We start from the raw sequence: 15,226 nt of genomic DNA on the forward strand, positions 1-15,226 counted from the left end.
AGAATTGAATCAATGCCGCACATTTTGATCGTCGAAGACGAAACCATTATCCGCTCTGCCTTGCGTCGCCTGCTTGAACGTAATCAGTACCAGGTCAGCGAAGCCGGCTCGGTGCAGGAAGCCCAGGAGCGGTTCAGCATTCCCACGTTCGACCTGATTGTCAGTGACCTGCGCCTGCCGGGCGCGCCTGGCACCGAGTTGATCAAGCTTGGCCAGGGCACCCCGGTGCTGATCATGACCAGCTACGCCAGCCTGCGCTCGGCGGTGGACTCCATGAAGATGGGCGCGGTGGACTACATCGCCAAGCCTTTCGACCACGATGAAATGCTCCAGGCCGTGGCCCGCATCCTGCGTGACCGCCAGTCGGCCAGCAGCGCTCCTGCCGAACAGCGCCCCGCCGGTAAAGCGGCCAACGGCGCCGACAAGCCGGGGGTCGACAACAGTAACGGCGAGATCGGTATCATCGGCTCCTGCCCACCGATGCAGGACCTGTACAGCAAGATCCGCAAGGTCGCGCCGACTGATTCCAATGTACTGATCCAGGGCGAGTCGGGTACCGGTAAAGAACTGGTAGCCCGAGCCCTGCATAACCTGTCCAAGCGCGCCAAGGCACCGATGATCTCGGTGAACTGCGCGGCGATCCCCGAATCGCTGATCGAGTCCGAGCTGTTCGGCCACGAGAAAGGCGCGTTCACCGGCGCCAGCGCCGGCCGTGCAGGTTTGGTCGAAGCGGCGGACGGCGGCACATTGTTCCTTGATGAAATCGGTGAGCTGCCCCTGGAAGCCCAGGCGCGTCTGCTGCGCGTGCTGCAGGAAGGCGAGATTCGCCGCGTCGGTTCGGTGCAATCGCAGAAGGTGGATGTGCGCCTGATCGCAGCCACGCACCGTGACCTGAAGAGCCTGGCCAAGATCGGCCAGTTCCGTGAAGACTTGTATTATCGCTTGCACGTGATCGCCCTCAAGCTGCCGGCCCTGCGCGAGCGTGGCGCCGACGTCAACGAGATCGCCAACGCGTTCCTGCTGCGCCAGAGCGCCCGCATCAACCGTACCGACCTCAAGTTCGCCCCGGATGCCGAACAGGCCATTCGGCATTACTCGTGGCCGGGTAACGTGCGTGAACTGGAGAATGCGGTCGAACGTGCGGTGATTCTGTCGGAGAGCCCGGAGATTTCCGCCGAGCTGCTGGGCATCGATATCGAGCTCAGTGACCTTGAGGATGACGACTTCATCGGCCTGGCCCCACAACAGGGCGGCGGTAGCAATACCAGCCACGAGCCGACGGAGGATTTGTCACTGGAAGACTACTTCCAGCATTTCGTCCTTGAGCACCAGGACCACATGACCGAAACCGAACTGGCACGCAAGCTGGGCGTGAGCCGCAAGTGCCTGTGGGAACGGCGCCAGCGCCTGGGCATCCCACGGCGCAAGACCGGGGTGGCCAGCGAGAGTTGAGGGTGCGCCCCCACAGGTAACACCCTCAGATGTGAAAAAACTGTTACCGCTGATTTTTCACGTAACAAAAGCCGGGGCTTACGGTAACGAAGCCCCGGCTTTTTTTCGCCCGTCGAAAACCCAAAACCGCCTCAAACCCCCGCTTTTGCTGGGCGGCACAAAAGTTGGCACGCACCCTGCTATATGCTTAGTACAAAAACAATAACAAGCTTTGTACAAGACAATAAAAATAAGACGAATCGACTCACGCACAATAAAAACAACACGGCGGAGGCGCAGCTAACTGATTCTTTTGGAGAGGCGTTGCATTTGGGGCTTGCCCCGCAACCAGGCCGAGAACAACAAAAACTGCCCTAAGGCAGAGCCTGAACTGGTTGGATCGTAGATCAGCAACACAGCGACCAAAGCAATCCGTTTGCTCTTGACTCCCGATTGGGAGTGTCATGAAGGTGAAGCTTCATGACGAGGGCGATCAACAAAAACAAGAAGCCCGAAATCAATAATAAAAATAGAGCACGCAACTACTTCTGGGGGAGCTTCGGCTCCCCTTGTAGTTTCCGCATGAAAACTCGAGCATTTGACGATTTAAGGCTTATGGCGCAAGGCCTGCAGCTTGTTCCTACACCATCCCCTGACTAAATGCTAGAATCCCCGCCCATCATGCGGTCATTCTTCGTTATGGCCGAACATTCCTTCAAACAGTGCATCCCATGCTGAAGAAGTTGTTCCAGTCATTCCGTTCTCCCTTGCGTCGTACGCAACACAAACGCAGCACGCCTGAAGTGCTCAATAGCAGCCAGCATTCGCTGCAGCGCGCTCAGTTCAGCCGTTATGCAGTGAACATCGTCGAACGTTTGCAGAACGCCGGCTACCAGGCTTATCTGGTCGGCGGTTGCGTACGCGACATGTTGCTCAATATCACACCCAAGGATTTCGACGTCGCCACTAGCGCCACGCCTGAACAGGTCCGTGCCGAGTTTCGCAATGCGCGCATCATCGGCCGCCGCTTCAAGCTGGTGCATATCCACTTCGGCCGCGAAATCATTGAGGTGGCGACCTTCCGCGCCGGCCACCCGCAAAACGATGAAGAGGAAGACACCAACCAGTCTTCCCGCAACGAAAGCGGGCGCATCCTGCGCGACAACGTCTATGGCACCCTGGAAGAAGATGCGCAGCGCCGCGACTTCACCATCAACGCCCTGTATTACGACCCGGTCAGCGAGCGCATTCTCGATTACGCCAATGGCGTGCACGACATCCGCAACAACCTGATCCGCCTGATCGGCGACCCGGTGCAGCGCTACCAGGAAGACCCGGTGCGCATGCTGCGGGCCGTGCGTTTCGCCGCCAAGCTCAACTTCGGCATCGAAAAGCACACGGCCGCGCCGATCCGCGACCTGGCACCGATGCTGCGCGAGATTCCTTCGGCGCGCCTGTTCGAGGAAGTACTCAAGCTGTTCCTCTCGGGCTACGCTGCCGACACCTTCGAAATGCTCGTCGACCTGCAGCTGTTCGATCCGCTGTTCCCGGCCAGTGCCGAGGCGTTGGAATACAACCCGACGTACACCCACACGCTGATCAGCGAAGCGCTGATCAATACCGACTTGCGCATCAAGCAGAACAAACCGGTGACCCCGGCGTTCCTGTTTGCCGCGCTGTTGTGGCCGGCCCTGCCCAAACGCGTACTGCGCCTGCAAGAGCGTGGCATGCCGCCGATTCCGGCCATGCAGGAAGCGGCTCATGAGCTGATCGCCGAGCAGTGCCAGCGCATCGCCATTCCGAAACGCTTCACCCTGCCGATCCGCGAGATCTGGGACATGCAGGAGCGCCTGCCACGCCGCAGCGGCAAGCGCGCCGACCTGCTGCTGGACAACCCGCGCTTCCGTGCCGGCTACGATTTCCTGCTGTTGCGCGAAAGCGCCGGCGAGCAGACCGATGGCCTGGGTGAATGGTGGACCGACTACCAGGACGCCAATGAAAGCCAGCGCCGCGACATGATTCGCGACCTTGGCAGCAAGGGCGAGAGCGCCGGCGAAGGGCCGAAGAAACGTCGTCGCAGCGGTACCAAGCGCAAGCGCAGCGCCGCCGATGCCTCGGGCGCCGCAGGCGAATAAACGTGGAACGTATCTACATCGGCATGGGCAGTAACCTGGCCGCCCCGGATCAGCAATTGCGCAGCGCCATCGAAGCGCTCGCACAACTACCGGGGACCACCGTCGCCGGTGTGTCGGCGTTTTACCAAAGCGATTCCCTGCTCCCGGGCCAACCGCGCTACACCAACGCGGTGGCGGCCCTGGACAGCAGCCTGGCGCCCCTTGAGCTGCTGGATGCGCTGCAAGCCATCGAAAACGATCAGGGCCGCGAGCGCCTCGAGCGTTGGGGGCCGCGCACACTGGACCTGGACATCCTGCTGTTCGGCGATCGCCTGATCGACGAGCCGCGCCTCAAGGTGCCCCATTACCAGATGCACCTGCGCGCGTTTGTGCTGTACCCGCTGGCCGAGCTAGCGCCCGCATCGCTGCAAATGCCCAACGGGCAAACGCTCAACGACTTGCTGACCGCCTGCCCCTTTGTCGGCCTGGAACGCTTGCCCCAAAACTGACTCAATCAATGTGGGAGCTGGCTTGCCTGCGATAGCATCACCTCGGTTTCACTGAAAGACCGAGGCGCCTGCATCGCAGGCAAGCCAGCTCCCACATTTTGTTCACCTACGCCCTCAAAATCCCTTTCCCACTTGCTGAATCGCGTCAGTAACAGCGGTAACACCGCCATCGTAACAATGCGGTAACACATCCAATTGACTTCCCGTGTCCTCCTCACGACTATAGGCGTCCCGCTGCCGCCAACCCGGCGCTGAAGGGCGCAATCCAGGCCTTATAAGCACTGCTCTCAAGACAGTGCGCCTGTATAAACGAAGACTCACGCGCGTTACTCGCTGTTTCCAAGCGCCTGAACGAGGACCCTTTTCATGCCAGACATTACCCTGACCACCTTGCAGAGCCTCAAGCTCAAAGGTGAAAAAATCACCATGCTCACCTGCTATGACGCCACCTTCGCCCAAGCCAGTTGCCAGGCCGGGGTTGAAGTGTTGCTGGTAGGTGACTCCCTGGGCATGGTTCTTCAAGGGAATGACAGCACGCTGCCCGTCACCACCGATGAACTCGCCTATCACACCGCCAGCGTCAAGCGCGGCAACGACGGCGCATTTATCATTGCCGACCTGCCGTTCATGGATTACGCCACTGTCGAGCAGACGTTCCACAACGCTGGCAAACTGATGCGCGCCGGTGCGCACATGGTCAAAGTGGAAGGCGCCGTATGGCTCGCCGAGTCGATTCGCCTGCTGGCTGAACGCGGCGTGCCGGTCTGTGCACATATGGGCCTTACGCCACAGTCGGTGCACATCCTCGGCGGCTACAAGGTCCAGGGCCGCAATGAAGCCCAGGCGCGCCAGATGCGTGCCGATGCCATCGCCCTGGAACAAGCGGGCGTTGCGATGATCCTGCTCGAATGCGTGCCCAGCGAACTGGCAGCAGAAATCACCCAGGCCGTTAAAGTGCCGGTGATCGGTATTGGCGCAGGCTCGGCCACCGATGGCCAGGTCTTGGTGCTGCATGACATGCTCGGCCTGTCGCTCACCGGCCGCGTGCCGAAGTTCGTGAAAAACTTCATGACCGGCCAGGACAGCATCCACGCCGCGCTGAGCGCCTATGTCGCCGAAGTCAAAGGCGTGACCTTCCCCGGCGCCGAACACGGATTCTCTGCATGAACACCGTAAAAACCGTCCGCGAACTGCGGGCTGCCGTCGCCCATGCCCGTAAAGCCGGCAAACGCATCGGCTTCGTGCCCACCATGGGCAACCTGCACAGCGGCCACGCCACCCTGGTGACCAAAGCCGCGCAACAGGCTGACTTCGTCGTCGCGAGCATCTTCGTCAACCCACTGCAGTTCGGCGCTGGCGAAGACTTGGACAAATACCCGCGGACCTTGGCCGCGGACCAGGAAAAGCTCCTGCAAGCCGGCTGCAACCTGCTGTTCGCGCCGACCGTCGAGGAAATGTACCCCGGTGGCATGAGCGGCCAGACCCGCGTCAGCGTCCCGCAGTTGTCCGAAGGCCTGTGCGGCGCCAGTCGTCCCGGGCACTTCGAGGGCGTGGCGACGGTGGTCAGCAAGCTGTTCAACATGGTCCAGCCGGACATGGCCGTGTTCGGCCAGAAGGACTACCAGCAACTGGCGGTGATTCGCGCCATGGTCCATGACCTGAACATGCCGATCCAGATCATCGGCGAACCGACCGTGCGTGCCGACGACGGCCTGGCGCTCTCATCGCGCAACGGTTACCTCAGCGATGAGCAACGCGCCATCGCCCCGGTGCTGTACCGCAGCCTCGGCCAGATCGCCGCCGCCATCAAAGGCGGTGACCACGATTTCGCCACGCTGCGCGCCGAACAGGTCCGGCAGATCGAAGCCGCCGGGCTGCGCCTGGATTACCTTGAAGTGCGCCAGGGCGTGAACCTGCGCCCGGCCACGCCCGAGGACCGCGATGTGGTGATCCTGGTCGCCGCCTATCTGGGCGCTACCCGCCTCATCGACAACCTGCACCTGAACCTCTGATCCCCCCGCCAGTTGCCCTCCTCGCTGTGCCGGTATAAAAAAGTACCGGCCACAGCGCAGACAAAGCCAAGACATATCGACACGCTAGGTTTAATGTAATCGCCCTGCGCTATGGTTAGCGCTGTCCGGAACCCGCCCTTGATGAAAGACTGGACGTTCCGGGCTTTGAAGTGTCCTAAAGGCAGTCCCCGTAATAAAAGGAAACCCGCAGCGATGGCGTACTACCGCACTCCTCATGACGTTACCGCTCTGCCCGCCTGGCAAGCGCTCAATCAACATCGCCAAGCCATGCAGGATTTCAGCATGCGCGAAGCGTTCACTGCCGATCCCCAGCGTTTTTCCCAGTTCACCTTGAGCAGCTGCGGACTTTTCCTCGATTACTCGAAAAACCTGATCACCAGCGAAACCCGCGACCTGCTGGTGGGCCTGGCCAAGGAAGTGAATCTCAAAGGCGCGATCGACGCACTGTACGCCGGCGAGCCAGTCAACTCCTCCGAAGGCCGCCCGGCCCTGCACACCGCACTGCGCCGCCCGGTGGGCGACAAGCTGTCGGTCAACGGCGTGAACATCATGCCGGACGTGCACAAGGTGCTGAACCAGATCACTGACCTGGTCGGCCGCATCCACGACGGCCTGTGGCGTGGCTACACCGAGAAGCCGATCACCGACGTGGTGAACATCGGTATCGGTGGCTCGTTCCTCGGCCCGGAGCTGGTCTCCGAAGCGCTGTTGTCCTACGCCCATAAAGGCGTGCGCTGCCACTACCTGGCGAACATCGACGGCAGTGAGTTCCACGAACTGACCATGAAGCTGCGCGCCGAGACCACGCTGTTTATCGTCTCGTCGAAGTCCTTCAATACCCTCGAAACCCTGAAGAATGCCCAGGCCGCCCGCGCCTGGTACCTGGCCCAGGGTGGCTCGGAAGCCGAGCTGTATCGCCATTTCATCGCCGTATCGAGCAACAACGCGGCAGCGGTGGCCTTCGGTATTCGCGAAGAGAACATCTTCCCGATGTGGGACTGGGTCGGCGGTCGTTACTCGCTGTGGTCGGCCATCGGCCTGCCCATCGCCCTGGCCATCGGCATGTCCAACTTCAAGGAGCTGCTGTCCGGTGCCTACACCATGGACCAGCACTTCCAGAACGCCCCGTTCGAGTCGAACATGCCGGTGCTGCTGGGCCTGCTGGGCGTGTGGTACGGCAACTTCTGGGGCGCGCAGAGCCATGCGATCCTGCCGTACGACCACTACCTGCGTAACATCACCAAGCATTTGCAACAGCTGGACATGGAATCCAACGGCAAGAGCGTGCGCCAGGATGGCACACCGGTGTCCACCGATACCGGCCCGGTGATCTGGGGCGGCGTCGGCTGCAACGGTCAGCACGCGTACCACCAGTTGCTGCACCAGGGGACCCAACTTATCCCGGCCGACTTCATCGTGCCGATTGTCAGCTTCAACCCGGTGTCCGATCACCATCAGTGGCTGTACGCCAACTGCCTGTCCCAGAGCCAGGCGCTGATGCTCGGCAAGACCCGCAGCGAAGCCGAAGCCGAACTGCGCGACAAAGGCCTGCCGGAAGCCGAAGTGCAGAAACTGGCGCCACACAAGGTGATCCCGGGCAACCGCCCGAGCAACACCCTTGTGGTCGAACGGATCAGCCCGCGCCGCCTGGGCGCGCTGGTGGCGATGTATGAGCACAAGGTGTTCGTGCAGAGCGTGATCTGGGGCATCAACGCCTTCGACCAATGGGGCGTGGAGCTGGGCAAGGAGCTGGGCAAGGGCGTCTACAACCGTCTGACCGGCGCCGAAGAAACCTCCGCCGAGGATGCTTCGACCCAGGGCCTGATCAACTACTTCCGCGGTCGTCACCGCGGTTAAAGGGATCGGCACTACACTTACGGTCTGAACCTGCGGGAGCACACCCTGTGTAGGAGCGGGCTTGCCAGCGATAGCGATCTTCAGGACGCCATCGCCGGCAAGCCGGCACCTACGAGGGTCGCACGGCTCCCCTCTTGTCGCTAAAACAAGAATAAGGACCGCTCATGTTCGACCTCAGCCAATTCCCCACCGCCGATGCCGTCCGCCGGGCTGCGCAACTCAGCCAAGAGGACTATCAGCGCCTCTATCGCCAATCCATCGACCAGCCGGATACTTTCTGGGCTGAACAGGCCATGGCCTTTCTCGACTGGATAACTCCGTGGCACACCGTCCAGCAGTCGGACATCCACACCGGCGCCGCCCAGTGGTTCGCCGGCGGCACACTGAACGTCAGCTACAACTGTATCGACCGTCACCTGGCGCAACGCGCCGATCAGGCGGCCTTCATCTGGGAAGGCGATGATCCGACAAACGCTTCCAAAATCACCTACCGCCAACTGCACCAAAACGTCTGTCGCCTCGCCAACGTGCTGAAAAGCCGTGGCGTGAAGAAAGGTGACCGGGTGTGTATCTACATGCCGATGATCCCGGAGGCGGCCTACGCCATGCTCGCCTGCACGCGCATTGGTGCAGTGCACTCGGTGGTGTTTGGGGGTTTCTCGCCGGATGCCTTGCGCGACCGCATCCTCGATGCCGACTGCCGCACCGTGATCACCGCCGATGAGGGCGTGCGCGGCGGCAAGCCGGTGGCACTGAAACAAAATGTCGACAAGGCCCTGGCCAGTTGCCCGGACGTCAGTACAGTGCTGGTGGTCGAGCGCACCGGCGCGACTGTGAACTGGAGCGAAGGCCGCGACCTGAAGTATCGGCAATCCCTGGAAGCCGCGAGCGACGATTGCCCACCCGAGCCCATGGACGCCGAAGACCCGCTGTTCATCCTCTACACCTCCGGCAGCACCGGCAAGCCCAAGGGCGTGCTGCACACCACCGGCGGCTACCTGCTGCAGGCGGCGATGACCTTCAAATACGTGCTCGATTACCGCGATGGCGAGGTGTTCTGGTGCACCGCCGATGTCGGCTGGGTCACCGGCCACAGCTATATCGTGTATGGCCCGCTGGCCAATGGCGCCACCTCGCTGATGTTCGAGGGCGTACCGAGCTACCCGGACAGCTCACGCTTCTGGCAGGTGATCGACAAGCATCAGGTCAATATCTTCTACACGGCGCCCACCGCCCTGCGCGCCTTGATGCGTGAAGGCCATGGCCCCTTGCAGAGCACCTCCCGCGCCAGCCTGCGCCTGCTGGGCAGTGTCGGTGAGCCGATCAACCCGGAGGCGTGGGACTGGTATTTCAACGCGGTCGGCGAACAGCGCTGCCCGATTGTCGATACCTGGTGGCAAACCGAAACCGGCGGCATCATGCTCAGCCCGCTGGTCAGCGCCCGGCGGATCAAGCCGGGTTGTGCGACCCAGCCGATGTTTGGCGTACAGCCCGCGCTGCTGGATGAGCACGGCAAGGTGATCAGCGGCGCCGGCAGCGGCGTGCTGGCGATCAAGGCCAGTTGGCCGGGGCAGATCCGCAGTGTGTATGGCGATCCGCAGCGCATGATCGACACCTACTTCAAACCCTACCCCGGCTACTACTTCACCGGTGACGGCGCCCGGCGCGACGAAGACGGCGACTACTGGATCACCGGGCGCATCGACGATGTGATCAACGTGTCCGGCCACCGTATCGGCACCGCCGAAGTGGAGAGCGCCCTGGTGCTGCATGACCAGGTGGCCGAAGCGGCCGTCGTCGGCTACCCCCATGACGTCAAGGGCCAGGGCATTTATGCCTTCGTCACCCCGATGAATGGCGTCGAGCCCGATGACACATTGAAAAAGCACCTGCTGGAGCTGGTCAGCAAGGAAATTGGCAGCTTTGCCAAGCCGGAACTGATCCAATGGGCGCCCGCTTTGCCGAAGACTCGCTCGGGCAAGATCATGCGCAGGATCCTGCGCAAGATCGCCTGTAACGAACTCGACAGCCTCGGTGATACTTCCACCCTGGCCGATCCGAGTGTGGTCGACGGCCTGATCGACAAACGCCTGAACCGATAGGACACCATGGAATTTCTGCGCAGCCGTATTGAAACCCAGTTGATGAGCCTGACCGGCTTGTCACTGGGCCAGCTGGACCTGGAAAACCCCAAGGGCGACCCCGGCCTGTTCGGGCCGGACTCGGTCAGTTGGCAGGTGCATGGCGACTTCAGCAGCATGCTGATCGGCGGTATCAGCGCCTTGATGCTGCAAGCCTTGCACCCGCTGGCCCTGGCGGGCGTGTGGGATCACTCGAACTTCCGCCAGGACATGCTCGGGCGGCTGCGGCGGACTTCGCAGTTCATCTCCGGGACCACCTTCGGCTCGCGCAAGGATGCCGAATGGCTGATCGAAAAAGTCCGCACCATTCACCTGCAGGTGGTCGGCCATGCACCGGACGGGCGACCTTATGCCGCCAGCGATCCGGAGCTGCTGACCTGGGTGCACGTGGCCGAGGTAAGCAATTTCCTCGCTGCCCACCTGCGCTATCGCAACCCGCACCTGTCCGGCCGGGATCAGGACCGTTACTACAGCGAGATTGCCTTGGTCGCCGAGCGACTGGGCGCGCGGCATGTGCCTCGCTCGCGGCAGGAAGTGGCGGATTACATGGCGCGTATTCGTCCTCAACTGCTGTGCGACGAGCGCAGCCATGAAGTGCTGCGCCTGCTGCTCAATGCGCCTGCGCCCAGCCACCTGGCCAAGCCTTTCGGTGCCTTGATGATGCAGGCCGGCATTGATCTGCTGCCGGACTGGGCCAGCGCCATGCTCGACCAACAGCAGAGCCCGCTGCAGCGCCAGATGATCCGCGCCGGGGTCAAGCGCAGTGCGCCGTTGCTGCGTTGGGCGATGCGCAATGGTTCGGTGCAACGCGCCCATCGGCGGATGGGGTTGATGTAGGCCGTGGCGCATAACTGTTAAACTCCGCGCCCTCATTTCCCCAGCAAGGCGCGCTCCATGTCTTCCTTGAATCAGGCGCTGCGCGCCGCCCTCGATCAACGCCAAGACCTGATCAACGAGCTGCATGCCCAGGGCACCGATTGCTATCGGTTGTTCCATGGCAGCCAGGAAGGCGCCGGCGGCCTGACCGTCGACCGCTACGGCCCGCAACTGCTGGTGCAGAGCTTCCACCAGAGCCTGGAAACCAGCGACCTGCTGGCGCTGCATCAACAGATCAACCAGCACCTGGGCCTTGAACTGCTGCTGGTGTACAACGACCGCTCCCGTGGCAACTCGCGAATCGACCGCGAAGACACGGTGTACCGCGCCGAACCCGCTGCGCTGGAAGACATGATCGGCCACGAGTGGGGCCTCAATTACCGCGTGCGCGGGCGGCATGCCGGGCAGGACCCGTTGCTGTTCCTTGACCTGCGCAACACGCGCGGCTGGGTCAAGGCGCACAGCGCGGGCAAAAGCGTGCTGAACCTGTTTGCCTACACCTGTGGCGTCGGCTTGAGTGCCGCGGCCGGCGGCGCCCGCGAGGTGTGCAACCTGGACTTCGCCGAAGGCAATCTGGCGGTCGGCCGTGAGAACGGCCTGCTCAACCCGCAATTGCCGACCATGGAGTTTGTGCAGTCGGATTATTTCCCTGCGATTCGCCAGTTGGCCGGCTTGCCGATTACCCAACGTCGTGGGCAGAAGCTGCCGAGTTACCCGCGCCTGGAGCCACGTCAATATGATCTGGTATTGCTCGACCCACCGGCCTGGGCCAAGAGCGCATTCGGCACTGTCGACCTGCTGCGCGACTACCAGAGCCTGCTCAAGCCGGCGCTGCTCGCCACCGCCGACAACGGCGTGCTGATCTGCTGCAACAACCTCGCAAAAGTCAGCATGGACGACTGGCGCGACCAGGTGCTGCGCTGCGCCGAGAAAGCCGGGCGGCCGGTACGCGACTGGCAGATCATGACACCTGGCGCGGACTTTCCCTCGCAAGACCAACAGCCGCCGTTGAAGACCCTGATCCTGCAGCTGTAGTACTTTTCCCAAGAAGCCGCGTACTTCGGAACCGAAATCCCGTGCCATACTCCAAGGCACTCTTGTTCGACATAGATGGCGTCACCCATGCCCAAAGGATTGATTCGCGCCGCTGGCGCCCTGTTGACCGCCCTTGCCCTGTACAGCTTGCTGGGCTTTCTGATTCTGCCGGGCATCGCCCTTCGCATTGCCAACCAACAACTGGCCCATTACGCCACGGTGCCGGCCCGGATCGAGCGCATCGAGCTCAACCCGTTCAGCCTGGAAGTGACGGCATGGGGCCTGAAAATCGGCGAGCCGGGCAAGGAGCAAGTGGGTTTCGAGCGTCTCTACGCCAACCTGCAGATCGATAGCCTGTGGACTCGCGCACTGCACCTGGCCGATGTGCAATTGGACAAGCCCAAGACCGAACTGCTCTTCGACAAGTCCGGCCAGTTGAACCTGGCGCAGCTGTTCAAGCTGCCGACCAGCGAGCCTAGCCCGGCCGATCCAAATGCCAAGCCGTTTCCATTGCGTATCGACAGCATCAAGCTGGCGGGCGGCTATGTGCACTTTCAGGACCTGCGCCCCAGCGAACCTATCGAATTTCTCTACGACACGCTCGACTTCGAACTGAAGAACCTCAGCACCTTGCCCGAAGACAACGCCGACATGACCTTGGTGGCCGCCGGACCTGAAGGCGGGCGGATCGACTGGAAAGGCAATTTCAGCCTGGTGCCGATCATTTCCGAAGGGACTCTGAAGGTTACCGACGGCAAGATGAAAGCCTGGTGGCCTTATGTACGCGACGCCTTGCCACTGGTGCTCGAAGACGGCGTACTCAACTTCAGTACCGACTACCGATTCAGCCTGGCCAAAGAGACCGAGCTGAACCTGACCAACACCGCAGCGAGCGTCGCGCCGTTTGCCATCAACGCGCCGGATGGTCGCCCGCTGGTGCGCCTGGAGCGCCTGGACGTCAGTGAGACCACGGTTGACCTGGCCAAGCAGCAGGTCGTCATCGGCAAGATCCGCAGCAACAAACTGGAAACCTGGGCCGCCCGTGAAGCCGACGGCCAACTTGACTGGCAGAAACTGTTCGCCAGCCAACCGAGCAAACCGGCCAAGGCGCCGGAACCTGCCACGGCGCCGGCCACCGCTGACTCACCGAAACCCGAACCCGCCGCGCCGAGCAAACCCTGGCAAGTGCTGCTCAAGGATGTGCAACTGCGCAACTATCAAGTGCACCTGGCCGACCGCCAGGTCAAACCCGCCGTTGCGCTTGAACTGGGCCCGTTGAACGTCGACATGCAGAACTTCGACAGCCTCAACCAGAGCCCCTTCACCTTGAAGGTCGACTCCGGCCTGGGCAAGCAGGGCAAGATCCAGGCAACCGGCGAGGTCAACCTCAACCCGATCAGCGCCAAGCTGAAAGTGAATACCCAGGACATCGACCTTCGGGTGGCGCAGTCCTATATCAGCCCGTTTATTCGCCTGGAACTGCGTAGCGGCATGCTCGGCAGCAATCTGGACGTCAACCTCAAGAGCGCCGATCCGCTGAAGCTCCAGGTAACGGGCCGGGCGCAAGTCGACCAGTTGCACACCCTCGACACCCTGAAGACCCGCGACTTCGTGAAGTGGCAGCGCCTGGTGCTGGAAGGCGTGAACTACCAGCACGGTGAGAGCCTGTCGATTGACAAGGTCAACCTGCTGCAACCGTATGCACGGTTCATGATCAACGACGACCGCACCACCAACGTGGATGACCTGCTGATTCCACAGCCGGCCAACAGTGGCGCCAAGTCAACAGCAAAACCGGCCAGCAAAGACAAACCCCTGGGCATTCATGTCGGGCAAATCGCGATCAACGACGGCTCGGCCAACTTCGCCGACTTCAGCCTCACGCCCAACTTCGCCACGGCGATTCAACAACTCAACGGGCAGATCGGCACCATCGACAGCCGCCAGGCCAAACCGGCCAGCGTCGACATCAAGGGCAAGGTCGACCGTTACGCCCCCGTCACCATCAAAGGCAGCGTAAACCCGTTTGATCCGATGGCGGCGCTGGATATCGCCACCAGCTTCAAACGTGTCGAGCTGACCACCCTGACGCCTTACTCGGGCAAGTTCGCCGGCTTCCGTATCCGCAAGGGCCGTCTCAACCTCGACTTGCACTACGTGATCACCAAAGGCCAACTGAAGGCCGAAAACAAGGTGGTGGTCGAGCAACTGCAGTTGGGTGAGAAAGTCGACAGCGCCGATGCCGTGGACCTGCCGATTCGCCTGGCCATCGCGTTGCTCAAGGACAGCGACGGCAAGATCTCGATCGAACTGCCGGTCACCGGCGACTTGAACAACCCGCAATTCAGCGTGATGCCGATCGTCTGGCAGACCCTGCGAAACCTGGTGGTACGCGCGGCGACGGCGCCGTTCAAATTCATCGGCGGGCTGATCACCGGGGGAGGCTCGGAGGACCTGGGTAATGTGTCCTTCGCCGCCGGCTCCAGCGAATTGAGCAAAGACGCCGAAGGTGCACTGAATACACTGGCCAAGGCACTCAAGGAACGCCCTACCCTGCGCCTGGAAATCGAAGGCACGGCCGCGGCCAGCAGCGACGGCCCGTTCCTTGCCTCCCAGCGCCTGGAGCGTGAATACCAATACAACTACTACAAGATGCTCCAGCGCCGTGGCGACAAGGTCCCGGCCCAGGCATCGTTGTTGGTGGTTCCGGAAAGCGAGAAGGCCCCGCTGTTGGAAGGCATCTACCGCACGCGCCTGAAGCAGCAGCCGCCAGCCGAGTGGAAAGACCTCAGCCGCGACGACCGCACGGCCAAGTTGAAAGACGGTGTAATCAAGTTCTGGAGCAGCAGTGATGTGCTGCTGCGCCAGCTCGGCCAGGATCGCGCCAGTACCATCAAGGATTACCTGGTGGACAAAGGGCAGTTGGAAGATGACCGGGTGTACTTCATCGATGCCAACCTGGGCCAGGCCGAGAAGGATGGCCGGGTGGTGACGCCAATGCACCTGGATGCCGAGTAGCTTGCGAAGGCGGTGCGTCAGTCAGTCAGTTATGGGCTGACACACCGAATTCGCGCGCAAGCCTGCTGCCACATCTGACCGCTTTCGCACTAAGGTTTTATTTCGACCCATAATAGAACAGGCCCCGACACGAATGCCGGGGCCTGTAATGACCACATCCTTGTGGCCGGTCGCATGAACTCGTGAGGTGCATTGAGTGGATATCTAGCTCA

Annotated in this window: 10 protein-coding genes; all 10 read left to right on the forward strand. The window is 61.7% G+C overall.

Annotated elements, in window-relative coordinates; genetic code table 11:
- Positions 1-12 precede the first annotated feature (12 nt).
- The 10 genes from QMX97_RS05120 (at position 13) to QMX97_RS05165 (ending at position 15,014) form a co-directional block, all read left to right on the forward strand.
- Complete coding sequence (locus tag QMX97_RS05120; RefSeq protein WP_065910292.1) at positions 13-1,452, forward strand: sigma-54 dependent transcriptional regulator; 1,440 nt, start codon at positions 13-15, stop codon at positions 1,450-1,452.
- A 710-nt stretch (positions 1,453-2,162) separates the two neighbouring features.
- Positions 2,163-3,566 carry a polynucleotide adenylyltransferase PcnB gene (locus tag QMX97_RS05125; protein WP_065910290.1) on the forward strand — a complete coding sequence of 468 codons (1,404 nt, stop codon included), beginning with the start codon at positions 2,163-2,165 and terminating at the stop codon, positions 3,564-3,566.
- 2 nt (positions 3,567-3,568) lie between these two features.
- Positions 3,569-4,054 (forward strand): 2-amino-4-hydroxy-6-hydroxymethyldihydropteridine diphosphokinase, encoded by a 486-nt coding sequence (gene folK, locus QMX97_RS05130; protein WP_065910288.1) that lies wholly within the window; start codon positions 3,569-3,571, stop codon positions 4,052-4,054.
- A 366-nt stretch (positions 4,055-4,420) separates the two neighbouring features.
- A complete protein-coding gene (gene panB, locus QMX97_RS05135; protein ID WP_282396304.1) occupies positions 4,421-5,221 on the forward strand; it encodes a 3-methyl-2-oxobutanoate hydroxymethyltransferase in 801 nt (266 codons plus the stop codon).
- Positions 5,218-6,066: a pantoate--beta-alanine ligase gene (panC, locus tag QMX97_RS05140; RefSeq protein ID WP_065910284.1), complete on the forward strand. Its 849-nt coding sequence runs from the start codon at positions 5,218-5,220 to the stop codon at positions 6,064-6,066. The genes panB and panC overlap by 4 nt, the downstream gene beginning before the upstream one ends.
- A gap of 213 nt (positions 6,067-6,279) precedes the next feature.
- A complete protein-coding gene (pgi, locus tag QMX97_RS05145; RefSeq protein ID WP_065910282.1) occupies positions 6,280-7,944 on the forward strand; it encodes a glucose-6-phosphate isomerase in 1,665 nt (554 codons plus the stop codon).
- Positions 7,945-8,108: 164 nt separating this feature from the next.
- Positions 8,109-10,046 (forward strand): acetate--CoA ligase, encoded by a 1,938-nt coding sequence (acs, locus tag QMX97_RS05150; protein ID WP_282396305.1) that lies wholly within the window; start codon positions 8,109-8,111, stop codon positions 10,044-10,046.
- A 6-nt stretch (positions 10,047-10,052) separates the two neighbouring features.
- Complete coding sequence (locus tag QMX97_RS05155; RefSeq protein ID WP_106802607.1) at positions 10,053-10,922, forward strand: oxygenase MpaB family protein; 870 nt, start codon at positions 10,053-10,055, stop codon at positions 10,920-10,922.
- Positions 10,923-10,979: 57 nt separating this feature from the next.
- Entirely contained in the window at positions 10,980-11,996 is a 1,017-nt protein-coding gene (locus QMX97_RS05160) for a class I SAM-dependent methyltransferase (protein WP_065910276.1), read from the forward strand.
- Between the two features lie 87 nt (positions 11,997-12,083).
- The gene (locus tag QMX97_RS05165) at positions 12,084-15,014 is read left to right on the forward strand and encodes a DUF748 domain-containing protein (RefSeq protein WP_282396306.1); all 2,931 of its coding nucleotides are present in this window, start codon (positions 12,084-12,086) and stop codon (positions 15,012-15,014) included.
- The last annotated feature ends 212 nt before the right edge of the window (positions 15,015-15,226 follow it).

Source organism: Pseudomonas sp. PS01298 (genome assembly GCF_029959745.1).
Classification (GTDB): domain Bacteria; phylum Pseudomonadota; class Gammaproteobacteria; order Pseudomonadales; family Pseudomonadaceae; genus Aquipseudomonas; species Aquipseudomonas aylmerensis.